A 24,922-nucleotide genomic window follows, 5' to 3' on the forward strand; every position below is an offset into this window, starting at 1 on the left:
GCGTTTACTTGTCCTAGCGGACGAATATTGATCGTAGTGTGCGAAGAATTTCGTACGGGTATTCGCTTCAGAGTCTGCCTGGCTGCCTGCCGCATGGTGCGCACCCGCATGTAGGCTCTCCGACAATGATTGAACGAGCCCTGAACCTGTCCGTGGCCCGACACTGCCAACGCTGTCGCATCATCGCCTACGGCTGCTACGCGGCTCACTAGTCTGTTAGCTGGCGCATCACCATTGCTGCCGCACACTGACACGGGCCATTGTCTTGGTCTTCAGCTCCGGCCTGCGCGCTCAGACTACTGAGCCGCGCGTAGCGCAGCCGAAGGCGATGATGCGATATAGCTGGAGAGCCCGGGCCACGGACAGGTTCGGGGCTCGTTCAATCATTGTCGGAGAGCCTGCATACGGACGCGCTCCACGCGGCAGGCAGCCGGGCATGCTCTGAAGCGAATACCCGTACGAAATTCTTCGCACGCTACGATCAATATTCGCCCGTTAGGGCAAGCGACGCGTTTTTTGGTTACTTTTTGTCGCTCGGACAAAAAGTGACTCGGCGGCTACGCCGCCGAAACAGCGGCGCATGCCAAGCACGACAACCTAATCAAATCAGTGGCGGAAATGCCGCGTGCCAGTCAGCACCATGGCAATACCCCGTTCATCCGCCGCCGCAATCACCTCATCATCCCGCATCGACCCACCCGGCTGAATCACGCAAGTCGCGCCAGCGTCCACCACCACATCGAGCCCGTCGCGGAACGGGAAGAACGCATCCGACGCCACCGCCGAACCGGCCAGGGTCAGCCCCGCATTCTGTGCCTTGATGCTGGCGATGCGCGCCGAATCCACCCGGCTCATCTGCCCGGCGCCGACGCCGAGCGTCATGCCGCCGCCGCAGAACACGATGGCGTTCGACTTGACGTACTTGGCAACCCGCCATGCAAACATCAGATCATCCATTTCCTTCGGCGTCGGATGGCGGCGCGTCACCACGCGCAGTTCCGACGGCTTCACGTTCTTGGCATCCGGGCCCTGCACCAGCAGACCGCCGCCCACGCGCTTGAAGTCATACTGGTTGACACCCTTGCCAAGCGGGATCTCAAGCAGACGCACATTCTGCTTGGGCGCGAACACGGCGCGCGCAGCGGCGCTGAACGACGGCGCGATCAACACTTCGACAAACTGCTTCGCCACGGCCTGCGCCGCAGCTTCATCGAGTTCCACATTGAAGGCGATGATGCCACCGAAGGCCGAAGTCGAGTCGGTCTTGAAAGCCTTGTCATACGCTTCCAGCGCATTCGCACCGACAGCCACGCCGCACGGGTTTGCGTGCTTGATGATCACGCAAGCCGGCGTCGAGACGTCGAAAGACTTCACGCATTCCCACGCCGCATCGGCGTCGGCGATGTTGTTGTACGACAGTTCCTTGCCCTGCAGCTGCACGTAGTTGGCCAGCGCGCCATCCACGGCCTTCAGGTCGCGGTAGAACGCGGCCGACTGGTGCGGGTTTTCGCCGTAGCGCATTTCCTGCACCTTGTCGAACGCCAGGTTCAGCGTCTGCGGGTAGGCACTGCGGCCCTGGTGCGACTTGTCGGTACCCAGGCTGGTCAGGTAGTTGGTGATCGCGCCATCGTACTGCGCGGTGTGCGCGAACACCTTGGTGGCCAAGCGGAAGTTGGTGTCGTAGCCGACCTTGTTCCCATTGCCACGCATTTCGTCGAGCACCACGGCGTAGTCGGCCGGATCGACGATCACGGTCACGTCACGGTGGTTCTTGGCCGCCGAGCGCAGCATGGTCGGGCCGCCGATGTCGATGTTCTCGATCGCGTCCGGCAGCGTGCAGTCATCCTTGGCCACGGTCTGCTGGAACGGGTACAGGTTCACCACCAGCAGGTCGATCGTCGGGATATTGTGCTCGGCCAGCGCGGCCATGTGCTCGGGCAGGTCGCGGCGCGCCAGGATACCGCCGTGCACCTTCGGGTGCAGCGTCTTCACGCGGCCGTCGAGCATCTCGGGGAAGCCGGTGTAGTCGGCCACTTCCGTGACGGGCAGGCCGCTGTCGGCCAGCAGCTTGGCGGTACCGCCGGTGGAAAGCAGCGTGACGCCGAGCGCGTTCAGTTCGCGCGCGAATTCGACGATGCCGGTCTTGTCGGAAACGGAAAGGAGAGCTTGCTTGATCATGGCTGTGCGAAACGCTTCAAATTCAAATTAAACCGTGCAGCTGCAACTTCTTGCGCAGCGTATTGCGATTGATGCCCAGGTAGGCGGCGGCCAGCGACTGGTTGCGCTCGGCGCGCACCATCACGGCTTCGAGCAGCGGGCGCTCGACGGCCTCCAGCACCATGTTGTACATATTGGACGGCTCTTCGCCATCCAGATCCCGAAAGTAGCTGTCCAGGCTGTCCCGGATGCACTGGTCGATAGCGTTGCGGCTCATGCGGCAAGCAACTCCCCTTTTTTGTTGTTGTTGTCCGTTTCATCTTCCCCCTCGCCCGCACCGGCTTCATCGACATAGACCAGCCGGTCGGACCACTGCGCCTGCTCGTCAAAGAACGCATTGACCGCGGCAAGCTGTTCGCCGGTGCTCTCCAGCGTGTTCATGCGGTGGCGGAACACGTTCGCGCCACGCAGTCCGCGCGTGTACCACGCAATATGCTTGCGCGCGGTACGCACGCCGGTGAACTCGCCGTAGAAATCGTAGTGGTCTTCCAGGTGCGCGTTCATGATGGCGCGGATCTCGGCCACCTCCGGCGGCGGCAGCGATTCGCCGGTGGCCAGGAAGTGCTCGATCTCGCGGAACAGCCACGGCCGGCCCTGCGCCGCACGGCCGATCATGATGGCGTCGGCGCCCGTCAGCGCCAGCACCTGCTTTGCCTTTTGCGGTGTCGTGATATCGCCGTTGGCGACCACCGGAATACCGATGGTGGCCTTGACCGCGGCGATGGTCTCGTACTCGGCGTCGCCGTGGTACAGGTCGGCCCGCGTGCGGCCATGGATGGTCAGCATGCTGATGCCAGCGTCTTCCACCATGCGCGCGACGCGCAGGGCGTTGCGGTTCTCGCGGTTCCAGCCGGTGCGAATCTTCAGCGTGACCGGGACACGATCCCCGACGGCACCGACCACGGCCTCGACGATGCGCACCACCAGCGGCTCGTTCTGCAGCAGCGCGGAGCCCGCGGCCACGTTGCAGACCTTCTTGGCCGGGCAGCCCATGTTGATATCGATGATCTGCGCCCCGCGGTCGACGTTGTAGCGGGCGGCCTCGGCCATCATGGCCGGCTCGGCGCCGGCGATCTGGACCGAGATGGGCTCCACTTCGCCGGCATGGTTGGCCCGGCGCATGGTCTTTTCGCTCTTCCAGAGCTGTGCATTGGACGCCACCATTTCCGACACCGCATAGCCCGCGCCGAGCTGCTTGCACAACTGGCGGAAAGGGCGGTCCGTCACGCCCGCCATGGGGGCGACAAACAGGTTGTTGCGAAGCTGATGGGGTCCGATCTGCACGTTGAGGCGGCGATTCCGGTGATTCCGGCGGCCACGGCTCCCGGCGGCATGCGCATGGCGCAATGCGGAGCAGGTCGGCCCGGCTGCGTGGTTCTGGAGTGAAACGGAAAAACACGCCCGCGCCGAAACAGCTGTCGGCAATCTTCACGGGCATGAGCGAGGGCTGGATTCTAACGCCAAACGACTGCCGCTGCCCAAGAATTGAGCATCAAGACAATAGGTGGCATCTGAAAACGATAGGCCCGGCTGGGCGAAAAGTGGCGAAAGCCGCATGCGCGGCTTTCGCAGGGCCTTTCAGCGGCGCATGCCGAACATCATGTGCCGTGCCAGCGCGTGCTTGAGCGGCGCCAGGCAGGCCAGCGCCGCCAGCGAAGCCCCGCGCGCATGGGCGGCCATCGGGTAGTTGACGCCGAATGCGCGCGGCAACAGGTCGGTCACGCCGATGGTCACGGCCCGGTCCAGGCGGTGGCGCGAGGCAAAGGTCCGCAGCGCCCGCGGCGTGCAGCCCGTGCGCAGCGAGTCGGCCAGCGCGAAGGCATCGCGCAGTCCGAGGTTGAGCCCCTGGCCCGCCACCGGGTGCAGGGTCTGGGCGGCATTGCCCACCGCTGCAATGCGGCCGTCGACCGTGACCGGCGCCGCGTTGAGCCCGAGCGGGAACGCGTGGCGCTTGCCAGCCAGCGTGAAGCGGCCCAGGCGGTCGCCGAATGCCTCGCCAAGCTCGGCCGCGAAATCGGCGTCGGACAGCGCCAGCCGGCGTGCCGCCTGTTCGGGCGGGCAGCACCAGACTAGCGCGTAGCCGTCGACGCCATGTTCGTCGTAGGGCAGCAGCGCCAGCGGCCCTTCGGCGGTGAATCGCTCCCACGCCCAGCCCGGCCGTGGCCGCGAGCAGGCAACGTGCCCGATCACGGCGGTCTGGCCGTAATCGCGATGCCGCGCGCCCTGGCCCGCATGCGCGACCTGCTGGTGGAACAGGCCGCCTTCAGCCTGCACGGCAATGCGCGCGGCAAAGCGCGCCGCCTGCCCGTCGGCCGTCGTGCCGGCAAGGTGCACGGCGCCGGCCATGGCGTCCAGGCCGTCGAAGTCCCCGCCGATCAGCGGGTCCTGCCGCAGCTCGTCGATGCGGGTCTCGAAGACGCGCAGCAGGCGGGAGGCACCGGCCTGCTGGACGGCGCGCCCCAGTGCACGTTCAAGCACGTTGCACAGTTCGCCGTAGCGGACCACATAGCCCAGCGCGGGTACGCCGTAGTCTTCATGGTGGAGCTTCACATGGCCGAGATGGCCGCGTTGCGAAACATGGATATGTTCGATCGCCGTGCCCGCCACCGGCCAAGCACCGACCTGCTCCAGCAGTTGCCGGCTGCCATGCGACAGCGCGATCGCGCGCGGGTCGCGGGCCGCCCGCGCTGGCGTGGCCGCATCGATGAGCGTGATGCGCCATTCGGTCGCCAGCAGCAACTGGCAGGCCAGCGCCAGGCCTACCGGCCCGCCGCCGACGATGGCGATATCCCTGACTTCAGGCTCGGCCTGGGTCATTGCCGGCGCTCCCGTCCGTATTGAGATCCGGCGCCTGCTCGGGCGCGCCGCGTTTCCAGCAGATCGCGTCGGAGCGCGACTTGCCGGCCTCGGCATCGCGCAGGGCGTTGTCGAGTTTCTGCTGGTTGAAGCCGGGCAGGGCCTGCAGGCGCTCCAGCAGGGCGCTGGCGTTGGCCGCGTCCATCGGCGCGACGCAGCCCTGGCCGCTGTCGGCGGCGCCCACCAGGATCAGCCAGGCCTTGCCGGCCCAGGGGGCGGCCCTGGAAACCCGCACCACCACGCGTTCGAGCGAATCCCACATGACCTCCTCGCGCTGGCCATCGGGGCGGTGCACCACCACGCGGTCGTCGTAGAGGTTGAGCACGAACGGTTCGTTCGGATCGACGTGGCGTTTCGTGGGCGCGTTGTGCGGTGTTCCGGCGCCGGGAAACAGTCGTCGCAGCCATCCGATCATGCTTTGCCTCCGGTAATGCTATTGCGGTCGCGCATCAAGGCCTCGATCTCGTCGGCCTTGACCGGCACGCCGCGCGTAATGATCTCGCAGTCGCCACTGGTGACTACGGCATCGTCCTCGATGCGGATGCCGATATGCCAGTAGCGTTCCGGCACGTCCTCGGCCGGACGCACGTAGATGCCCGGCTCCACGGTCACGACCATGCCCGGCTCCAGCGGCCGCCACGGGCGTTCGCCGTCCACGGCGGGCGCGGCCGCGCGGTACTCGCCCACGTCGTGCACGTCCATGCCGAGCCAGTGGCCGGTGCGGTGCATATAGAAGCGCCGGTAGCTGCCGCTCGCCAGCACGTCGTCGAGCGTGCCTTCCTTGTTGCGGTCGAGCAGGCCGGTATCGAGCATGCCCTGCGCGAGCACGCGCACCGCGGCATCGTGCGGCACGTTATAGGGGACACTGACGCGCGTCTCGGCAATCGCAGCTTCCTGCGCGGCCACCACGAGGTCGTACAGCTCGCGCTGGGCCGGCGAAAAGCGTCCGGACACGGGGAAGGTGCGGGTGATGTCGGACGCGTAGCCGTCCAGCTCGCAGCCGGCGTCGATCAGGCACAGGTCGCCGTCGCGTAGTTCGGCGGGGCCGGCGCGGTAATGCAGCACGCAGGCGTTGGGCCCGGCCGCGACGATCGAGTTGTAGGCCACGCTCTGCGCGCCGTGGCGGCGGAATTCGTACAGCAACTCGGCTTCCAGGTGGTACTCGCGCAGGCCGTGGCGGGTCGCCTGCATGGCGCGCACGTGGGCGCCCGCGGAGATCTCGCCGGCGCGGCGCATGGTGGCCAGTTCGCCGGCATCCTTGATCAGGCGCATCTCGTCGAGCAGCGTGCGGATATCCTGCGCGACCGCGGGCGCCGCGACACCGGCACGGCCCTGCATGCGCACCGCATCCAGCCAGCGGCGCACCTGCATGTCGGTGCGCGTCGACGCGGCCAGCGGATACGCCAGCTGCACGCGGTTGGCGAGCAGGCCGGGCAGGATGGCGTCGATCTCCTCGACCGAATGGGCTTCATCGAAGCCGAAGGCCGCGCGGGCGCCGTCGGGGCCGTAACGGAAGCCGTCCCAGATCTCGCGCTCTTCATGCTTGGGGCGGCAAAACAGGATGCTGCGGTCGGCTTCGGTGCCCTGGCCGGCGACCAGCACCAGCACGGAATCGGGCTCGGTGAAGCCGGTCAGGTAATAGAAATAGCTGTCATGCCGGTACGGGTAGTCGCTGTCGCGGTTGCGCATGGCTTCCGGCGCCGTGGGCAGGATGGCCACGCCACCGCCGCCGGCGCGCAGGTGCTGCAGCACGCGCGCGCGACGGTCGCGGCAAGACGCCAGAAGGGCTGTATCGGGTGCGGACATAGGATTGCCAACTGGATGGGGGAATGACTCAGATTCTAACGCCGACCGGGCAGGAGGCCCGGCGGCGCAGGCAGGCGGCTCAGGCGCCGCCCGCGGTGGCCGTGCCATGCGCGGCGACGGCGTCGTTCAGCGCGGCCAACTGGGCCGGCGTGCCGACGTTTTCCCAGCGGCCGTCGAAGCGCTCGCCGCTGGCGGCGCCCGCTGCGATGGCGGCGCGATAGCAGGGCGTCATCGCCACCTTGGTGCCGGGGGCGATATCGCGGAACAGGCGCGTGTCATACAGGCCGATGTTGCCGAAGGTCAGGCGCTCGGCACCCGGCGCCGGGTCAAGCGCCAGCCGGCCGTCGGGCCACAGCGAGAAGTCGCCCGCCGGGTGGAACGGCGGGTTGGGCACCATCACCAGATGCATGCGAGGGACCGGCGCACCGGCCATCTCGCGGGCGCGCGGCAACAGGGCGCGGAAGTCGTACTCGCAGAAGATATCGCCGGAAACGGCCAGGAAGATCTCGCCGTGCTCCGCGTGAGGCGCCTGCGACAGCAGCGGCAGTGCCTTTGCGATGCCGCCGGCCGTCTCCAGCGCGGTGCCCTCGGCGGAATAGGCGATGCGCGCGCCGAAGCGGCTGCCGTCGCCGAGCGCGGCCTCGATCTGCTCGCCGAGCCAGGCATGGTTGATGACGATATCGCGCAGGCCGGCGCGCACCAGTGCCTCGATCTTCCAGAAGATCAGCGGCTTGCCGCCCACGGTCAGCAGCGGCTTGGGGCAGGTGTCGGTCAGCGGACGCATGCGGTCGCCGCGGCCGGCGGCGAAGATCATGGCTTTCAAATCAGGGTCTCCATGGCGAGCAGGGCGGCCATGCCGCCGACGATGGTCCAGCCGATGCTGCGCGTGCGCGCCGCGATCACGATCGCGACCAGGCCGGCGACCAGCCTCGCGTTGAGCGGGCTCACGTAGAGCTCGCCGCCGCGCATCAGCAGGTCGGGGGCGATCAGCGCGGACAGCATGGCGGCCGGCACGAACTGCAGCGCGGTGCGGAACCACGCCGGCAGCCGCACGCGGCCTTCGACCGCGATGAACGACAGGCGGATCAGGAAGGTGGCCAGCCCCGCGCCAATGAACACCCACAGCAAGGTCAGCGAGTTCATGCCGGCTCCTTGCCGACGGCGGCGTCCTTGCCGGCCGGGCGTTCGCCGGACAGGTTGCCACGGCCGAGCAGCAGCATGCCGGCGGCAATGCCGCCGAGTGCGGCGACCATCAGCCCGAGCTTATGCGGCATGCCGAAGCACGCCACCGCCAGGGCCGTCGCCACCAGCGCCGCGGCAACCTGCGCGCGGTGCTTGAGCCCCGGCACGATAATGCCGATGAAGGTCAGCGGCAGGAAAAAGTCCAGCGGCCAGTCACGCGGCACCTGGGCGCCGACCAGCACGCCGGCCAGCGTCGACACCTGCCAGCTGGCCCACAGCGCGAATCCGCCGCCGAAGTAGAACCAGTGGCGGTAGCGCGCGCGCGGACCGGTGTCGGCCAGCCGGTGCGTCATGGCGGCAAACGCTTCGTCGGTCAGCAGGTAGGCGACCAGCGCTTTCCAGCGGCGCGGCAGGTGCGCCAGCGTGGGGGCGATGGTGGCGGAGTAGAGCGCATGGCGCAGGTTCACCATGGCGACGGTGACGGCGATCACCAGGGCCGGCGTGCCGGCCGACCACAGTTGCGTCAGGATCATCTGCGAAGCGCCGCCGAACACGATGGCGCTCATGGCGCAGGCGAGCCACGCGGGCATGCCTGCGCCGACCGCCAGCACGCCATAGATCAGTCCGAACGGCACCACGCCCAGCAGCATGGGCGCGAGCGCGCGTACGCCCGCCCACCATTCGCCCGAGCGCGTGATGGCGCCGGGGTTGTCGGGATGGTCCGGCGGGGGCACTGCGCAAGCCCCGCTCAGAACGTATAGCCGGCCGGGCTCGCGGCGCCTTCGAGCGCGTCGAGCAGGCGGATCAGCTTGCGCAGTTCCGTGTAGCGGCCCGCGACCTGGCGCGTGTACTTGAGCACCAGGGGCAGGTTGGCGAGGTAGCCGTCCTTGCCGTCGCGGTGGTACAGGCGCGCGAAGATGCCGAGCACCTTCAGGTGGCGTTGCAGGCCCATCCACTCGAAATCGCGGTAGAACTCGCCGAAATCGGCGTTCACCGGCAGCCCGGCCTTGCGCGCGCGCTCCCAGTAGCGGATCAGCCAGTCGAGCTGCTGCTCCTCATCCCATTCGATATAGGCATCGCGCCACAGCGACACTGCGTCGTAGGTGATGGGGCCGATCACGGCGTCCTGGAAATCGAGCACGCCGGGGTTGGCGCCGCCGGGCAGCACCATCAGGTTGCGCGAGTGATAGTCGCGGTGCACGTAGACCTGCGGCTGCGCCAGGATGTTGGCCAGCAGCACATCCATCACTTCGCGCAGGTCGGCCTGCTGGGCGTCCGTGAGCGTCGCGCCCAGGTGTTTCGCGATGTACCACTGCGGGAACAGGTCCAGTTCGCGCTGCAGCAGGGCGCGATCGTAGGCCGGCAGTTCGCCGGCACGCGTGGCGGCCTGGATGCGCACCAGCGCGACCGCGGCGTCGGCGTACATGCCGCTTGCGGAGGAATCGTCGAGCCGGGACAGGTAGGTCTGGCTGCCCAGGTCGGCCAGCAGCAGGAAGCCCTGCTCAAGGTCCTGTGCCAGGACCGTGGGCACCGTCACGCCGGCGGCGCCGAACAGCGCCGCGACATGGACGAACGGCCGGCAGTCCTCGTGCGCGGGCGGCGCGTCCATCACAATGGCGGTCGGATGCGCGGCGTTGGCCGTGCTGACGCGGAAGTAGCGCCGGAAGCTGGCGTCGGCCGAAGCGGGAGCGCAGGAGTCGGGATCGACGGACCAGTCCGGACCGAGTCCGGATACCCAGGATTTGAGCTGGTCCAGGCGCGGGTCGTGAGGAAGTGCTGCCATGCCGGAAAGGTAGTATTGGTTGCCCCGTATAATACCCGACCAGACCCGGGCGCCGGGCGGCCCCCGGGAGGGGCCTTCGGTTGCCCCCGCAGCCTGTTTCGACGGGGCTGGCGGCTCGCAGGCAAGCCGCCACCGACGACGTGACTGAAAACCCGCTCGCATGACCGAACAACGACGATCAACGAACCACCGAGCCAACAAGCCGCCTGCGCTTTCCGGCCCTTCCAGCCGCACTGGCCGGCTGCCTGCCGGCGCCCTGCGGCCGCTGGTGCTGGCCATGGCCGGCCTGTCGGTGGGCGCGCACGCGCAGATGTCGAGTTCCGCCATCCCCGACATAGACCAGACCGAGCCCCTTATCGAAGTCGCCCCCCAGGCGCCGCCCGCGCCCACGGTGTCCGGCGAACTCGTGCCGCGCCTGGCCGAGCCGTCCAAGTCGGGCGAGCCCGGCGAGAATCCGCCGGCATTCGTGTCCGGCGACCGGCTCAACGGCTACAGCGAGCGTGGCGTGGAAATCGAAGGCAATGCCGAGCTGCGCCGTGGCGGTGCCGTGGTCAAGGGCGACAAGCTGACCTACGACCAGGATACCGACGAGGCCTTCGTCCACGGCAATGCCCGCGTGTCGCGCGGCGGCGCGCTGGCCGTGGGCCCCGAGGCGCGCATGAAGATCGAGGCGAACGAGGGCTACATGCTCTCGCCCGACTACTATTTCCAGCAGACCGGCGGCACGGGCAAGGCCGAACGCATCGATTTCGTCGACAAGGACCGCAGCGTGATCAAGCGAGCCACGTACACCACGTGTTCGCCCGACAATGCCGACTGGTACTTCAGCGCGCGTCAGCTCGACCTGGACAGCGATCGCCAGGTCGGCGTGGCCTACGGCGGCGTGCTGCATTTCTTCGACGTGCCAATCGCGGCCGCGCCGGTGTTCAGTTTCCCGCTGACCGACGAGCGCCGCAGCGGCTTCCTGTCGCCGCTGTTCGGCTACGGCTCGAAATCGGGGCTCGATGTCACGCTGCCGTATTACTTCAACATCGCGCCGAACCGCGACCTGACGCTTTATCCGCGCATCATGACGTCGCGCGGCTTCATGCTCGGCGGCGATTACCGGTACCTGGGGCAAGGCTATTCGGGCCGGCTGCGCGCGGAAATCCTGCCGGATGATCGCCAGACCGGCACCAACCGCTGGTCCTACTCGTTCCAGCATATCCAGAACCTTGCCAAGGGGCTGAACGCCTACCTGAACCTGAACCGCGTATCGGACGACAAGTATCCGGACGACCTGACGCGCACGGTGTCGCAATCGACGCTGCGGCAGTACACGCAGGAAGGCGGCGTCACCTACAACTGGCAGGACTTCACGGTGTTGGCGCGCGTGCAGAAGTTCCAGACGCTGCTGCCGAGCGGGCCGTCCTACGAGCGCGAACCGCAGCTCAACGGCAAGTACATCCGCTATGACCTGGGCGGCTTCGATGTGCAGGTGGAAACGGATTACACGCGCTTCCGCATTCCGCTGTCCAACGGCTTCCAGCAGCCGCAGGGCGAGCGCATGTTCGTGCAGCCGACGATCAGCTATCCGATCGTGCGCCCGGGCTGGTATGTGACGCCGAAGGTCATCTTCAATGCGGCGCAATACCAGATGGAGGCGCAAAGCAACACGCCGACCGCGCAGACCAATTTCTCGCGGACGGTGCCGACCGTCAGCCTTGATTCCGGCATGACCTTCGAGCGCACTGCGCCAACGATGAGCCGACTGTTCGGGGTCAACTACCTGCAGACGCTCGAACCACGGCTGTTCTATGTCTACACGCCGTTCCGCGACCAGAGCCAGTTCCCGCTGTTCGATACCGTGCAGTCGGACTTCGGCTACGGTCAGATCTTCTCCGAGAACCCGTTCACCGGCTACGACCGGGTCGCCGACAACAACAAGCTGACCGCGGGCGTGACCACGCGCCTGATCGAAGCCGATACCGGCGTGGAACGTTTCCGCGGCACGATCGCGCAGCGCTACGACTTCACCGGCCAGCGCGTGCAGATCAACGGCACGCTGCAGGACCCGAAGGCGGGCAGCTCGGACCTGCTGGCCGCCACCACGATCCAGCTGTTCCGCGGCTACTACGTCGACGCGGGGATCCAGTACAATCCGGACTCCGAGCACGTCAATTACTCGAACGTGGCGTTTGCCTGGCGCCCGGAGGCGCGCAAGCTGCTCAACGTGGGCTACCGCTACCGGCGCGCCACGTCGGTGACGGACAATACCGCCATCGACCAGTTCGAGATTTCCGGTCAGTGGCCGATTGCCCAGCGCGCCTATGGCATCGGGCGGTTCGCCTTCGACCGGAACGCCAACCAGATGGTCGATGCGCTGGCCGGCGTGGAATATGCCGCCGACTGCTGGGTCGGCCGTGTGGTCTACCAGCGCTTCCGCAACACCTCGCAGGGCTACACCGGCCGCATCTTCCTGCAGGTGGAGTTCCGCGGGCTGTCGAAGATCGGCTCGAATCCGCTGGATATCCTGCGCCTGAATGTTCCTGGGTACGAACCTGTCACCGCCAAGCCGGTGCCGACGACCCAGTTCGATCACTATGAATGACGGATTACGATGAAACGTCAAGAATTTGCCGTGTTTTCCCTGGTCTCGTCGCCCTGGCGCCGCGTGCTGCTGTCGGCCGTGCTGGCCGCCGTGGCCGGGCCGGCCCTGGCCCAGCTCAAGGCGCCTTCGCAAGGGCCGCGCACCACCGGCATCTTCGTGCCGAAGTCCTCGGACGTGGCCGTCCCGTCGAGCCAGCCGCAGCTTGGCGTGCCGCAACCGGGCAGCAGCGGCAAGCGTTCGCAGCTGGTTGACGAGGTCGTCGCGGTGGTCAACAACAGCGTGATCACGCGGCGTGAACTGCTCGACCGCGCCGACGAGATCGAAAGCCAGCTTCGCGCCGCCAACCGCCCGGCGCCCGCACGCGCCGACCTGCTTGGCGAAGTGCTCGAGCGCCTGGTGATGGAGCGCGTGCAGACCCAGGCCGCGCAGGATGCCGGCATCAAGGTGACCGACCAGGAACTGGACCGTGCGATTGAATCGGTGGCGCAGCAGAACCGCCTGAGCCCCACGGAGCTGCGCAGCCGCGTCGAGTCCAGCGGCATGACCTGGACCAAGTACCGGGACGAACTGCGCAAGCAGGTGCAGGTGATCCGCCTGCGCGAGCGCGAAGTGGACTCGAAGGTACAGGTTTATGACGGCGAGATCGACAACTACCTTGCCGCGCGTGGTGGCCAGGGCGCGGCAGCGACCGGGCCGACCGAGTTCAACGTCGCGCAGATCCTCGTGCGCGTGCCTGAAGATGCCTCCGACGCGCAGAAGCAGGCGCTGAAGGCCAAGGCGGAAGGGCTGCTCAAGCAAGCGCAGGGCGGGGCCGATTTCGCGCAGCTGGCGCAAGCGAATTCGCAGGCGCCGGAAGCGGCGCAGGGCGGCTCCTTGGGCTTTCGCGAGATCGGCCGCCTGCCGGCCATCTTCGCCAATGCGGTGGTCGACCTGCAGCCGGGGTCAGTCGCGCCGGAGGTGGTGGAAAGCGCCAATGGCTTCCACATCCTGAAGCTGACTGCCAAGCGCGCGGCGCCGGCTGCGGCCGCCTCCAGCCCGGCCGCGGCCTCGCGTATCACGCAGACCCAGGTCCGCCACATCCTGATCCGCACCGGCCCGAACATGCCGGAAGCGGAGGCACGCCGCCAGCTCGGCACGCTGCGCGACCGCCTTACGCATGGCGGTGATTTTGCCGACGCCGCCAAGCGCTTCTCGCAGGACGGCTCGGCCCAGGCCGGCGGCGAGCTGGGCTGGGTGTCGCCGGGCGAGCTGGTGCCGGAATTCGAGCAGGCCATGAACCGGCTGCGCCCCGGCGAGATCTCCGAGCCGGTGGTGACGCAGTTCGGCGTCCACCTGATCCAGGTGGAAAACCGCCGCGAAACCGAGATGGCGCCCGAGAAGCAGCGCGACTTCGCGCGTGCCGAAATCCGCGAGCAGAAGCTGCGCGCGGCCTATGATGACTGGGTGCGCCAGCTGCGTTCGGCGGCGTACGTCGAGTACCGCGTCAACCGACAGCGCTGAGGCCCCGCCGCACGACCCCGACATGCCCGACCCGCTTGCGCTAGCTATCTCGACCGGCGAACCCGCCGGTATCGGCCCCGACATCACCATCGGGGCGCTGTTGCGGCTCGCGGGTGACAATGGCCACTGCCGCTACCATGTGCTTGGCGATGCGCAACTGCTGGCATCGCGCGCCGCCGCGCTCGGCGTGGCCCATGCCTGGGAGCGCCTGCTGGCCGAGGGCGACGTGGTCGTCCATCACGTGCCGCTGGCGGTTGCCTGCGACCCGGGCCGGCTCGATGCGCGCAACGGTCCCTACGTACTGTCGATGCTTGACGCCGCCATTGCCGGCTGCCGCGCCCAACAGGGCAGCCCCGCGCGTTTCGCGGCCATGGTCACGGCGCCCGTGCAGAAGAGCACGATCAACGATGCCGGCGTGCCGTTCACCGGCCATACCGAATACCTTGCCGAGGCGGCCGGCGTGCCGCGCGTGGTGATGATGCTGGCCGGCCCGCAGCCGGCGCATGACAACGCCATGCTTCGCGTGGCGCTGGCCACGACGCACCTGCCGCTGCGCGCGGTGCCCGACGCGCTGACCATACCGCTGCTGCTGCAGACACTGTCGATCATCGACGCCGACCTGCGGCGCTGGTTCGGCATTGCGCGGCCGCGCATCCTCGTGACCGGTCTCAATCCTCATGCCGGGGAGAGCGGCCACATGGGCCGCGAGGAGATCGACATCATCGAACCGGCGCTGGCGCAAGCGCGCGATGCCGGCATCGACGCGCGCGGCCCGTACCCGGCCGACACGCTGTTCCAGCCGCGCCACCTGCGCGACGCCGACTGCGTGCTGGCGATGTACCATGACCAGGGGCTGGCGCCCCTGAAATACGGCACGTTCGGGCACGGCGTGAATATCACGCTGGGCCTGCCTTTCATCCGCACCTCGGTCGACCACGGCACCGCGCTCGACCTGGCCGCCAGTGGCCAGGCCGAACATGGCAGCATGATCGAGGCGATCCGCAGTGCGGTCACCATGGCCGGGCATGCCAACGGCAGGCATGCAACGGCCAGGGCATCGCACTAGTGGTGTAATCCTCCATGCGTTCAAACATGCACCAGGGCCACGTGGCCCGCAAGCGATTCGGCCAGAACTTCCTGGTCGACGATTCGATCATCCACGGCATCGTCAATGCCATCAATCCGACGCCTGACGATGTGCTCGTCGAGATCGGCCCGGGCCTGGGCGCGCTGACCGACCCGCTGCTCGAGCGCGTGCCGCAGATGCAGGTGGTCGAACTGGACCGCGACCTGGTCGAACGGCTGCGCCGCCGCTATGGCGACCGGCTGCTGGTCCACGCGGGCGACGCGCTGGCGTTCGACTTCAGCCGGCTGGCGATGGCAGGGCGCCCGCTGCGCATCGTCGGCAACCTGCCGTACAACATTTCCAGCCCGCTGCTGTTCCACCTGATGGAGTACGCCGACCACGTGCGCGACCAGCACTTCATGCTGCAGAAGGAAGTGGTCGACCGCATGGTGGCCGAGCCCGGCAGCAAGGCCTTCGGCCGGCTGTCGATCATGCTGCAGGTGCGCTACCACATGGAGCACGTGCTCGACGTGCCGCCGGGTTCGTTCAACCCGCCGCCGAAGGTCGATTCCGCGGTGGTGCGCATGATCCCGTGGCCGCGCACGGTGGACGGCCGCCTGCGTTCTCCGCATGCCGATTGCGATATCACCGTGCTCGGCGACCTGGTCACTGCCGCGTTCTCGCAGCGACGCAAGGTGCTGCGCAATACGCTATCGTTCCTGCGGGACCAGGTCGATTTCGAGGCCATCGGCTTCGACCTGGGCCGCCGCGCCGAAGAGGTGCCCGTCGGCGAGTACGTCGAACTGGCGCGCCGCCTGGGCGGTGCCGCGTCCGACCGGCCGGCCGCCTGATCGCAAGATAGATTACATCCCGAAATTTCCGCGAATTTCCGTCATGACCGCCAATACGCAAACCAACAAGCGACCCGTCATCCTGACCGGCGATCGTCCCACCGGCCCGCTGCACCTCGGCCACTACATTGGCTCGCTCAAGACGCGCGTGCAGCTGCAGGACACGCATGAGCAATACCTGCTGCTGGCCGACACGCAGGCCATGACTGACAACGCGCACGATCCCGACAAGGTCCGCCGCAACGTGCTCGAAGTGGCGCTGGACTACCTGGCCGTCGGCATCGATCCGGCGAAGACGACCATCACCGTGCAGTCGTACCTGCCGGCGCTGGCGGAACTGACGCTGATGTACCTGAACTTCGTCACGGTATCGCGCCTGGAGCGCAACCCGACCATCAAGGAAGAGATCCAGGCGCGCGGCTTCGGCCGGGACATTCCGGCTGGCTTCATGTGCTACCCGGCGGCGCAGGCCGCGGACATTACCGCGTTCAAGGCGGACATCGTGCCCGTGGGCGAGGACCAGGCGCCGCTGATCGAGCAGACCAACGAGATCGTGCGCCGCATCAACCACCAGGTCGGCCGCGACGTGCTGAAGGAATGCCAGGCGCTGATCCCGAAGTTCGGCCGCCTGCCGGGCGTCGATGGCAAGGCCAAGATGAGCAAGTCGCAGGGCAATGCCATTGCGCTGGGCGCTGCGCCCGAGCAGATCAAGGCGGCCGTGCACAGCATGTACACCGACCCGGATCACCTGAAGGTCTCGGACCCGGGCAAGGTCGAGGGCAATATGGTGTTCACCTACCTCGACGCCTTCGACCCGAACACGGAAGAAGTGGAAGAACTCAAGGCGCATTACCGCCGTGGCGGGCTGGGCGACATGGTGCTCAAGCGCCGCGTCGAAAGCGTGCTGAACGAGCTGCTGGGACCGATCCGCGAGCGCCGCGAACAGCTCGCCAAGGATCCGGACTATGTGTTCGACCTGCTGCGCGATGGCACCAACCGGGCCAAGGCCATCACCCAGCAGACGCTGGACGAGGTGCGCGAGGCGCTGGGCATGTTCTCGTTCGGCAGCCGCTGAAAGCTGGCTAGGCTCCGATAAAAAAACGCGCGGAAAGCTCCGCGCGTTTTTTATTTCCGCACCGCGTATCTCAGCCGCGGCGGTTCACCAGCACGATCCCCGCCAGCACCAGCACGGCTGCGACCGCAAAGCGCGGTCCCACCGCATCCTGCATCAGCACCACGCCGAAGGCGACGCCGAACAGCGGCGTCAGGAACGAAAATACCGAAAGCCGCGAGGCCAGGTAGCGCCGCAACAGCCAGAACCACGCCAGGTAGCTGGCAAACGCGATCAGCACCGACTGGTAGAAGAGACTGGCGAGCACTGCGCCGTTGAGCTGGACACTGTCCGCCTGGCCGCCCATCAGGGCCATGGCCAGCAGCAGCACGCCCGATACCGCGAGCTGGTAGAGCAGGGTCTTGCTGGCCGGAGCGCTGGCCAGCGGCGTGGCGCGCACCACCACGGTGGTCGCTGCCCACAGCAGCCCCGCCACTACGCCCAGCGCATCGCCGGCCAGCGTGCTGCCATGCGCGGAGGCGGCCGTTATGCCGTCCGCAAAGGCGAGCACCATGCCGCAGAAGGCCAGCACCACGCCCAGCCACTGGGCCCCGCGCAGCCGCTCGCCCGCGACGGCGAAATGCAGGCCGACCGCGGTGAAGATCGGCGCGGTGTACAGGAACACCGCCATGCGCGATGCCGTGGTGTGGCCGAGCCCGACGAAGATGCAGAAGAATTCGGCACCGAACAGCAACCCCGCCAGCAAGCCCGCGCGCAGCGTACCGTCGCGCTGCCAGATCGGCGTGCCGCGCCACGCGGCAAAGCCAAACACAAGCAGCGCCGCGATGGCCGAGCGCACGCCCGCCTGCAGCACCGCGCCCATCAGCGGCGCGGTCAGCTTGATCACGACCTGCTGCAGCCCCCAGGACGCGCACAGCACCACCATCAGGCCGATCGCGGCGCCGTCCAGCGGGCGCCGGCTCAGGGTTTGCGCATCCATGCCGCGCGCTCAGGGACGGCTGGCGTCGCGCGTGGAATTGCGCTCGATCAGTTCGATCTTGTAGCCGTCCGGGTCTTCGACGAACGCGATCACGGTGGTGCCGCCCTTGACCGGGCCGGCTTCGCGCGTGACCTTGCCACCTGCCACGCGGATGCGGTCGCAAGCCGCGGCGGCGTTGTCGGTTTCCAGCGCGATGTGGCCATAGGCGGTGCCTAGGTCGTATTTGTCGACGCCGTAGTTGTAGGTCAACTCCAGCACCGCGGTTTCGCTTTCCGGGCCATAGCCGACGAACGCCAGGCGGTACTTGTACTCGGTGTTGTCGCTTTCGCGCAGCAACTGCATGCCGAGCACGCGGGTGTAGAAGTCGATGGAGCGCTGCAGGTCGCCGACGCGCAGCATGGTATGGAGGAGTCGCATTTGAGATGCCCTGTGGGTCGTTCTTGAGGGGAATGCGACATTTTAGTGCGTTTGCGTGAAACGCACCGGCGCGGCCGGGCGTGCCGCCGCTATGCAGGACCGTCGCTCAGAACGTCGGCAGCAACTCGGGCGGATGGGCACGCAACTGTGCCCTGGCATCGCGGAATTCCGGGAAGATCGATTCCACGGTTTCCCAGAAGCGCGGGCCATGGTTCATCTCCTTCAGATGCGCCAGCTCGTGCGCCGCGACATAGTCGATCATCGACATCGGAAAGTGCATCAGCCGCCAGTTCAGGCGGATCTTGCCGTCGGCAGTGCAGCTGCCCCAGCGCGTGGCGGCGGAGGTCAGCGCGAATCCGCTATGACGCACGCCCAGACGCTCGGCATACAGGTCGAGCCGTTGCGGCAGCAAGCGGCGGGCTTGCTGCTGCAGCCAACTCTGCACGCGATCCTTGATCTGCTGCTCGTCGGCATGCGCCGGCATGGCCAGGTGGAGCACCAGCGTCTCGCCATTGAACAGCACCGCGCCGATCGGCGATTCCAGCATGAGCGTGATGGTCTGCCCAAGGAACGGCAGCGTGGCGCCATCGCGCCATTGCACCGTGGGCAGCACGCGCCGCGTTTCGCGCTGGCGCCATTCGCCAAGCTTGTTCAGGATCCAGCGCTGCTTTTCGCGGATGGCGCTCTCGACATCGGCCAGCGTGACCCAGCGCGGGGCCGTGATCGACAGGCCGCGGTCATCGACCGTGAAGCCGATGGTCCGGCGCGACGACCGCTTGAGGGTGTAGTGCAGCGTGTGCTCGCCCACCTGGAGCCGGCGGCCATCCGGTTGCGGTGCCGGCCATCCAGTCGCGGGCGGCTGCGGCGCCGACCCGGCCACGATGCCCTGCGCGCTGTCGGCCAGTGGCAGTTCCAGCTGTGCGCCGGGGGCATCGGGAGCGGGACGCAGCAAGCTCATGCGGCCTGTCCGCTAGCGTAGCTTGGCGCGTCGATGCGGCGCATGTCGCGCTCGATCCAGTCGCGCACTTCCTGGTTGAGCTGGTCGGCCGTCTTGTTGGCCGACGGGATCGACGGCCCGATGGAGATCGTGATCATGCCCGGGTACTTGAAGAACGAATTGCGCGGCCACACCCGGCCCGAATTGACGGCCATCGGAATCACCCATGCGCCGGTTTCCACCGCGAGGCGGGCGCCGCCGCTCTTGTAACGCGGGTTCTCCAGGCCCGACGGCGTGCGCGTGCCTTCCGGGAACATGATGATCCACGCGCCCTCGGCCAGGCGCTCGCGGCCCTGGCGCGCGGCGGAGGAGAACGCCTTGATGCCTTCCTTGCGGTTGATATGCACCATCTTCAGCAAACCGAGGGTCCAGCCGAAGAACGGCACCAGCAGCAGCTCGCGCTTGAAGACGAAGCACAGTGGCTTGGGCATCAAGGCCACATAGGCGATGGTCTCCCATGCGGACTGGTGCTTGGAGAGCAGCACCACGGGCTTGTCCAGCATGGTGTCCATGTGCTCCCGCCCTTCGATCTGGTAGCGGATGCCGCAAATCACACGTGCCGCGCCGATCGCAAGGCGGGTCCACCCGCGCACGAAATCGAAGCGCCGCGCGGCATTCATGAACGGGAACACGATAAAGCAGACGGTTGCGTAGGGTGGTGTCAGCACCAGCAGGTACAGCGCAAACAGAAGGGAACGCAAAAAAGTCATCGAGGGGGCGCTTGATGGGGGTCAGCAGGGAATTCAGGAAGACGCCGGGCGCGGCGCGGCGTCGCCACCGGCCAGCCAGCGGGCGAAGGCGCGCAGATCGTCGTGAACGCGCGTGCCGGGCGGCAGGCCGCCCTTGTCCAGGGTCTTCTGGCCCTTGCCGGTCAGTACGAGGTGCGGGGTGCAGCCGACCGCCACGCCGGCCTCGAGATCGCGCAGCGAGTCGCCGACGATGGGCACGCCCTTGAGTTCGATGCCGAAGCGTTCGCTGATCTGTTCGAGCAGACCGGACTTCGGCTTGCGGCAGTCGCAGGCGTCGGCCGCGGTATGCGGGCAGAAGAACACGGCGTCGACACGCCCGCCAAGGTGGGCCAGCGCCTTGTACATCTTCTCGTGCATGGCGTTGAGCGCGCTCATCTCGAACAGCCCGCGGCCGATGCCGGACTGGTTGCTGGCGACCACCACGCGGTAGCCCGCCTGGTTCATCATGGCGATGGCTTCGAGGCTGCCTTCGATCGGCACCCATTCGTCGGCCGATTTCACGAACTGGTCGCTGTCGAGGTTGATCACCCCGTCGCGGTCGAGGACGATGAATTTGGGCGGTGTCTGCGGCATGTCTGGTTTCCGGTGCGGCGTGCGGCCTGGTTCAGGCCGCCAGCTTGGAGATGTCGGCCACGCGGTTGGCCAGCGCATGCAGCGAGGCCAGCAGCGCGAGGCGGTTGGCGCGCAGCTGCGCGTCCTCCGCCATCACCATCACGTTGTCGAAGAAGCCGTCCACGGCCTCGCGCAGCTGGGCCAGGTCGCGCAGCGCGCTGGTGAAGTCGCCGCGGGCGAAGGCCGCTGCCACGGCCGGGCGCACCTGTTCGATGGCGCCATGCAGCGCGCGCTCGGCATCTTCCTGGAACAGGGCCGGGTTGACGGCGGCGATGTCCTGCGCGGCGTCGGCGTTCTTCTTCAGGATGTTGGTGATGCGCTTGTTGGCGGCGGCCAGTGCTTCAGCTTCCGGCAGCGCGGCGAAGGCGCGCACGGCTTCCATGCGGCCGAGCACGTCGTGCAGTTGCTGCGGGCGCAGGCTGACCACGGCTTCGACTTCGTTCGTGGTGTAGCCCTTGTCCTTCAGGTAGCCACGCACACGGTCATAGAGGAAATCGGCAATCGCCTCCGGGGCCGCCTTGACGGCCGGCACGCCGGCAAAGGCCTGCTGGGTCAGCGCGAGCAGCGCGTCGACCGACAGCGCCAGCGGCTTCTCGATCAGCATGCGCAGGATGCCCAGCGCATGGCGGCGCAGCGCGAACGGGTCTTTCTCGCCGGTCGGCTGCAGGCCAATGCCCCAGATGCCGACCAGCGTTTCCAGCTTGTCGGCCAGCGCCACGGCGGTGCTGACGGCGCCTTCGGGCAGCGCGTCGCCGGCAAAGCGCGGACGATAGTGCTCGGAGCAGGCCAGCGCCACGTCCTCGGCTTCGTCGTCGTGGCGGGCGTAGTACGTGCCCATGGTGCCTTGCAGCTCGGGGAATTCGCCGACCATGTCGGTCAGCAGGTCGGCCTTGGCCAACTCGGCGCCACGCATGGCGGCGGCTTTATCCACCGCGACGCCAGCCGCGTTGAGCGCGTCGGCGATATGGCCGGCAATCTGCTGCAGGCGCTGCACGCGGTCAAGCTGGGTGCCGATCTTGTTGTGGTAGACCACGCTCGCCAGCTGCGGCACGCGCGACGCCAGCGTCTTCTTGCGGTCCTGGTCGAAGAAGAACTTGGCGTCGGCCAGGCGCGGACGCACCACGCGCTCGTTGCCCGTGATGATCGACTGCGGCGTTTCCGTGGCGAGATTGGAGACGATCAGGAAGCGGTTGCGCAGATGGCCGTCGGCGTCGGTCAGCGCGAAATACTTCTGGTTGGTCTGCATCGTCAGGATCAGGCATTCCTGCGGCACCGCCAGGAAGGCTTCCTCGAAATGGCAGGCGTAGACCACCGGCCATTCGACCAGCGAATTCACCTCGTCGAGCAGCGCATCCGGCATGACGACCCGGTCTGCGCCGGCGGCCTTCAGCAGCTGTTCGCGGATCGACTCGCGGCGCTGCGCGTAGCTCGCGATCACCTTGCCCTGTTGCAGCAGCGCGTCCGCATACTGCGTCGCGTGCGGGATCTCGATCACGCCATGCGACAGGAAGCGATGGCCCTGCGTCAGGTTGCTGGCCTGCAGGCCAAGCAGGGAGACCGGCACGATCTCGCTGCCGAACAGGGCCACGAGGCGGTGCGCGGGGCGCACGAAATGGACCGTGTCGCCGCTCGGGCGCTGGTAGCTCATCACCTTCGGAATCGGCAGCTTGCCGATGGTGTCGTCCAGCGCGGCCTGCAGGCCGGCGGCCAGTTCCGCGCCCCGGGCGGTGTAGCGATAGAAGAAGGCCTCGGCCTTGCCGTCGGAGGCGCGCTCCAGCGACTGCCAGTCGATTTCCGGCACGCCGACGGACTTGGCCAGCGCGGCGAGCTTCTTGGCCAGCGGCGCGGTCGGTTCGCCGTTGGCGTCCAGCGCCACCGTCAGCGGCAGGACCTTCTCGCGCTGCTCGCGGTCCGGCGCGCTGCGGCGCACGCCGGATACCAGCGCGGCCAGGCGGCGCGGCGAGGCATAGGGCGTGACGGCGGCACCGTCGTCAAGCAGGTCACGCTCGCGCAGTCCGGCGAAGAGGCCCTGCGCGAAGGCGTCGCCCAGGCGCGACAGGGCCTTGGGCGGCAGCTCTTCGGTGAACAGTTCGATCAGCAGCGAGTCGGTCATGGGTTGCGACATGAATCGTTTCCAACAAGTTGTGGCACGCCCTGCAATCAGCAGTGCGGCTCGAGATTAGGTTCTACACCGGAGAGCAGCCAGAGGCCGTTCTGTTGCCGGAATTGCAGGGTGGTGAACGCGCATTGCGGCACGGCGACGGCACTTGCCGCACCGTTGCCGGCGGCGCGGCTGCCAGCGGCCGGAAAGCGCGCTTCGATACGGCGCAGGCGCTTGTCGTAGCGGATCTCGTCGATGCGCCCGCCCACCCAGAAGTCGATCTTCGGCGGCAGCTGCGCGGCCGAATAGTAGGTGCGCATGACGCGGCGCGGCTTGCCGTTGCGGATTTCCGTATCGGTCCAGGTCAGCGGATAGCGAATTGCGCTTTCATACGCGCGCAGCGGCACGCGGTGCCAGCCGAGATCGCGCGAGCCCGACAGGTCGCACGCGAACGAACGCACCAGCTGGGTCCACTGGTCGAGCGAGTTCAGCGACGGCTGCCAGTGGCGCGCCATGGCGACCTGCAGTGCCTGCGGTTCGGCTTCGCATACATTGGAGAGGTCGGCCGGCAGCAGCAGCGCCTGCGGGCTCCGCGCGGGCTGGGTCTTGGCGCGCGCGGCGGCACCGCCCGTCAGCCCCAGCACTGCCATGACCATGGCGCAGCACAGCGCGCTGCGCGTCAGCATCCTCATGCCTTGGCCCCGCCGCACATCGGGAAGCCCAGCGCTTCGCGCGAATCGTAATAGGCCTGCGCGACCTGGCGCGAAAGGTTGCGGATGCGGCCGATATACGCGGCGCGCTCGGTCACGGAAATCGCGCCGCGCGCGTCCAGCAGGTTGAACGTGTGAGCGGCCTTGAGCAGCTGTTCGTAGGCGGGCAGGGCCAGGCGCGCGCCGGTGCCGGTTTGCGCTTGAGCGCCGCTGTCGGCTGTCTCGCCGGCATTGCCCATCAGGCGCTTGGCTTCACTCTCATGTTCGGCGAAATGGCGGAACAGGATTTCGGTGTTGCTGTGCTCGAAGTTGTACGTGGACTGCTCGACTTCGTTCTGGTGGTAGACATCGCCATAGGTCAGGCGGCGCGTTTCGCCGTTCTCCTGCCACTCGGTCCAGACCAGGTCATAGACGTTCTCGACCTTCTGCAGGTACATGGCCAGGCGCTCGATGCCGTAGGTGATCTCGCCCGTGATCGGCTTGCAGTCGATGCCGCCGACCTGCTGGAAGTAGGTGAACTGCGTCACCTCCATGCCATTGAGCCAGACTTCCCAGCCCAGGCCCCATGCGCCCAGCGTGGGGTTCTCCCAGTCGTCCTCGACGAAGCGGATGTCGTTCTGCTTCAGGTCCAGCCCCAGCGCTTCGAGCGAGCCGAGGTACAGCTCGAGGATGTTCTCCGGCGCGGGCTTGAGCACCACCTGGTACTGGTAGTAGTGCTGCAGGCGGTTCGGGTTCTCGCCGTAGCGGCCGTCCTTGGGGCGGCGCGACGGCTGCACATAGGCCGCGCGCCAAGGCTCCGGGCCGATCGCGCGCAGGAACGTGTGCACGTGCGAAGTCCCCGCGCCGACCTCCAGATCGATGGGTTGCAAGAGTGCGCAGCCCTGCCGGTCCCAGTAGGCCTGCAGGGTCAGAATCATTTGTTGGAAGGTCAGCATAGGAAGACTAGATCGGGAGTCCCGCCGCGATGCCGCGCCATTCAGGGCGCGGGCTGCAGTCAAAGTGCAGCGGGCGACGCATACGGTTGGTGCCAAACCCTGAATTCTATCGGGTTTTTGGGCGCCGGCCTGCCTTTGCGGGCCGCGGCGGCATGTCGGGCTTTCGCAACGCATGGGGAAAACACCGACGGGGGATTCAGGCTTGGGGTGCCCTTGCCGATAACGTTTTTGTATACAGTATGAGTAAGCAACCAGTTGTCAGAGTTGCTAAGAACTACCAAATGATGGGGACACGGTCATGGCATTACTTTCTCGCAAACCTTATCTGCTCGCCATCGCGGTCATGATCGCCGCGGCAGCTGTGACGAGCCTGCTCGCCTGATTTGGCGGCGACTGGAAGCAGACGGCATAGCCAGGCAACACCGCGGCGATGCCGGGCCTGGACGCGCACCGCACTACCCGTGACGGACGCGCCCTGGCGAACCTGCTGCCTGTGACC

General features: G+C 67.3%; 23 protein-coding genes. 5 read left to right on the top strand and 18 right to left on the bottom strand.

Annotated features, from left to right (window positions below):
* Positions 1 to 606: 606 nt before the first annotated feature.
* From purH to ACIGJB_RS02640, 10 genes are all read right to left on the bottom strand, one after another.
* Positions 607 to 2,178, bottom strand: coding sequence for a bifunctional phosphoribosylaminoimidazolecarboxamide formyltransferase/IMP cyclohydrolase (gene purH / locus ACIGJB_RS02595; protein WP_483731261.1), 1,572 nt, complete (start codon positions 2,176 to 2,178; stop codon positions 607 to 609).
* Positions 2,179 to 2,200: 22 nt separating this feature from the next.
* Positions 2,201 to 2,434, bottom strand: a complete 234-nt coding sequence (locus ACIGJB_RS02600) for a Fis family transcriptional regulator (RefSeq protein ID WP_211948844.1) — start codon at positions 2,432 to 2,434, stop codon at positions 2,201 to 2,203.
* The gene (gene dusB, locus ACIGJB_RS02605) at positions 2,431 to 3,501 is read right to left on the bottom strand and encodes a tRNA dihydrouridine synthase DusB (protein WP_483731262.1); all 1,071 of its coding nucleotides are present in this window, start codon (positions 3,499 to 3,501) and stop codon (positions 2,431 to 2,433) included. The genes ACIGJB_RS02600 and dusB overlap by 4 nt, the downstream gene beginning before the upstream one ends.
* Before the next feature lie 294 nt (positions 3,502 to 3,795).
* Positions 3,796 to 5,034 (bottom strand): UbiH/UbiF/VisC/COQ6 family ubiquinone biosynthesis hydroxylase, encoded by a 1,239-nt coding sequence (locus tag ACIGJB_RS02610; RefSeq protein WP_483731263.1) that lies wholly within the window; start codon positions 5,032 to 5,034, stop codon positions 3,796 to 3,798.
* Complete coding sequence (locus ACIGJB_RS02615) at positions 5,015 to 5,488, bottom strand: hypothetical protein (protein ID WP_483731264.1); 474 nt, start codon at positions 5,486 to 5,488, stop codon at positions 5,015 to 5,017. The genes ACIGJB_RS02610 and ACIGJB_RS02615 overlap by 20 nt, the downstream gene beginning before the upstream one ends.
* Positions 5,485 to 6,879, bottom strand: coding sequence for an aminopeptidase P N-terminal domain-containing protein (locus tag ACIGJB_RS02620; protein WP_483731265.1), 1,395 nt, complete (start codon positions 6,877 to 6,879; stop codon positions 5,485 to 5,487). Before ACIGJB_RS02620 ends, ACIGJB_RS02615 begins: the two co-directional genes overlap by 4 nt.
* Positions 6,880 to 6,958: 79 nt before the next feature.
* Positions 6,959 to 7,702 carry an N-acetylmuramate alpha-1-phosphate uridylyltransferase MurU gene (murU, locus tag ACIGJB_RS02625; RefSeq protein ID WP_483731266.1) on the bottom strand — a complete coding sequence of 248 codons (744 nt, stop codon included), beginning with the start codon at positions 7,700 to 7,702 and terminating at the stop codon, positions 6,959 to 6,961.
* The gene (locus ACIGJB_RS02630) at positions 7,699 to 8,022 is read right to left on the bottom strand and encodes an AzlD domain-containing protein (RefSeq protein WP_211948850.1); all 324 of its coding nucleotides are present in this window, start codon (positions 8,020 to 8,022) and stop codon (positions 7,699 to 7,701) included. Before ACIGJB_RS02630 ends, murU begins: the two co-directional genes overlap by 4 nt.
* Entirely contained in the window at positions 8,019 to 8,711 is a 693-nt protein-coding gene (locus tag ACIGJB_RS02635) for an AzlC family ABC transporter permease (RefSeq protein ID WP_483732240.1), read from the bottom strand. The genes ACIGJB_RS02630 and ACIGJB_RS02635 overlap by 4 nt, the downstream gene beginning before the upstream one ends.
* Positions 8,712 to 8,809: 98 nt before the next feature.
* Positions 8,810 to 9,844, bottom strand: a complete 1,035-nt coding sequence (locus ACIGJB_RS02640; protein WP_483731267.1) for an aminoglycoside phosphotransferase family protein — start codon at positions 9,842 to 9,844, stop codon at positions 8,810 to 8,812.
* A gap of 160 nt (positions 9,845 to 10,004) precedes the next feature.
* Between ACIGJB_RS02640 and ACIGJB_RS02645 the strand changes: the two genes are divergently transcribed.
* From ACIGJB_RS02645 to trpS, 5 genes are read left to right on the top strand one after another with little or no spacing between them, the layout of a single operon-like run.
* Entirely contained in the window at positions 10,005 to 12,434 is a 2,430-nt protein-coding gene (locus tag ACIGJB_RS02645) for an LPS-assembly protein LptD (RefSeq protein WP_483731268.1), read from the top strand.
* Positions 12,435 to 12,443: 9 nt separating this feature from the next.
* Entirely contained in the window at positions 12,444 to 13,934 is a 1,491-nt protein-coding gene (locus ACIGJB_RS02650) for a peptidylprolyl isomerase (protein WP_483731269.1), read from the top strand.
* Between the two features lie 22 nt (positions 13,935 to 13,956).
* On the top strand, positions 13,957 to 15,000 hold the full coding sequence (gene pdxA / locus ACIGJB_RS02655; RefSeq protein ID WP_483731270.1) for a 4-hydroxythreonine-4-phosphate dehydrogenase PdxA: 1,044 nt from the start codon (positions 13,957 to 13,959) through the stop codon (positions 14,998 to 15,000).
* A gap of 14 nt (positions 15,001 to 15,014) precedes the next feature.
* Positions 15,015 to 15,851 carry a 16S rRNA (adenine(1518)-N(6)/adenine(1519)-N(6))-dimethyltransferase RsmA gene (rsmA, locus tag ACIGJB_RS02660; protein ID WP_483731271.1) on the top strand — a complete coding sequence of 279 codons (837 nt, stop codon included), beginning with the start codon at positions 15,015 to 15,017 and terminating at the stop codon, positions 15,849 to 15,851.
* 43 nt (positions 15,852 to 15,894) lie between these two features.
* Positions 15,895 to 16,926, top strand: a complete 1,032-nt coding sequence (gene trpS, locus ACIGJB_RS02665; RefSeq protein ID WP_483731272.1) for a tryptophan--tRNA ligase — start codon at positions 15,895 to 15,897, stop codon at positions 16,924 to 16,926.
* A gap of 70 nt (positions 16,927 to 16,996) precedes the next feature.
* On the opposite strand, the gene ACIGJB_RS02670 is transcribed toward trpS, so the two are convergent.
* The 8 genes from ACIGJB_RS02670 to glyQ all read right to left on the bottom strand — a co-directional run bounded on the left by ACIGJB_RS02670 (position 16,997) and on the right by glyQ (position 24,423).
* The gene (locus ACIGJB_RS02670) at positions 16,997 to 17,902 is read right to left on the bottom strand and encodes a DMT family transporter (protein WP_483731273.1); all 906 of its coding nucleotides are present in this window, start codon (positions 17,900 to 17,902) and stop codon (positions 16,997 to 16,999) included.
* A 9-nt stretch (positions 17,903 to 17,911) separates the two neighbouring features.
* Complete coding sequence (gloA, locus tag ACIGJB_RS02675; protein WP_483710476.1) at positions 17,912 to 18,319, bottom strand: lactoylglutathione lyase; 408 nt, start codon at positions 18,317 to 18,319, stop codon at positions 17,912 to 17,914.
* A gap of 106 nt (positions 18,320 to 18,425) precedes the next feature.
* Positions 18,426 to 19,277: a M48 family metallopeptidase gene (locus tag ACIGJB_RS02680; protein WP_483731274.1), complete on the bottom strand. Its 852-nt coding sequence runs from the start codon at positions 19,275 to 19,277 to the stop codon at positions 18,426 to 18,428.
* Positions 19,274 to 20,026: a lysophospholipid acyltransferase family protein gene (locus ACIGJB_RS02685; protein ID WP_483731275.1), complete on the bottom strand. Its 753-nt coding sequence runs from the start codon at positions 20,024 to 20,026 to the stop codon at positions 19,274 to 19,276. Before ACIGJB_RS02685 ends, ACIGJB_RS02680 begins: the two co-directional genes overlap by 4 nt.
* Before the next feature lie 33 nt (positions 20,027 to 20,059).
* Positions 20,060 to 20,638, bottom strand: a complete 579-nt coding sequence (gene gmhB / locus ACIGJB_RS02690; protein WP_483731276.1) for a D-glycero-beta-D-manno-heptose 1,7-bisphosphate 7-phosphatase — start codon at positions 20,636 to 20,638, stop codon at positions 20,060 to 20,062.
* A 31-nt stretch (positions 20,639 to 20,669) separates the two neighbouring features.
* Positions 20,670 to 22,802, bottom strand: coding sequence for a glycine--tRNA ligase subunit beta (gene glyS, locus ACIGJB_RS02695; protein WP_483731277.1), 2,133 nt, complete (start codon positions 22,800 to 22,802; stop codon positions 20,670 to 20,672).
* Positions 22,803 to 22,837: 35 nt separating this feature from the next.
* On the bottom strand, positions 22,838 to 23,470 hold the full coding sequence (locus ACIGJB_RS02700; protein ID WP_483731278.1) for a hypothetical protein: 633 nt from the start codon (positions 23,468 to 23,470) through the stop codon (positions 22,838 to 22,840).
* Positions 23,467 to 24,423: a glycine--tRNA ligase subunit alpha gene (gene glyQ, locus ACIGJB_RS02705; protein WP_483731279.1), complete on the bottom strand. Its 957-nt coding sequence runs from the start codon at positions 24,421 to 24,423 to the stop codon at positions 23,467 to 23,469. Before glyQ ends, ACIGJB_RS02700 begins: the two co-directional genes overlap by 4 nt.
* Positions 24,424 to 24,922 lie beyond the last annotated feature (499 nt).

It is taken from the genome of Cupriavidus sp. C2SS-8b, assembly GCF_057073745.1.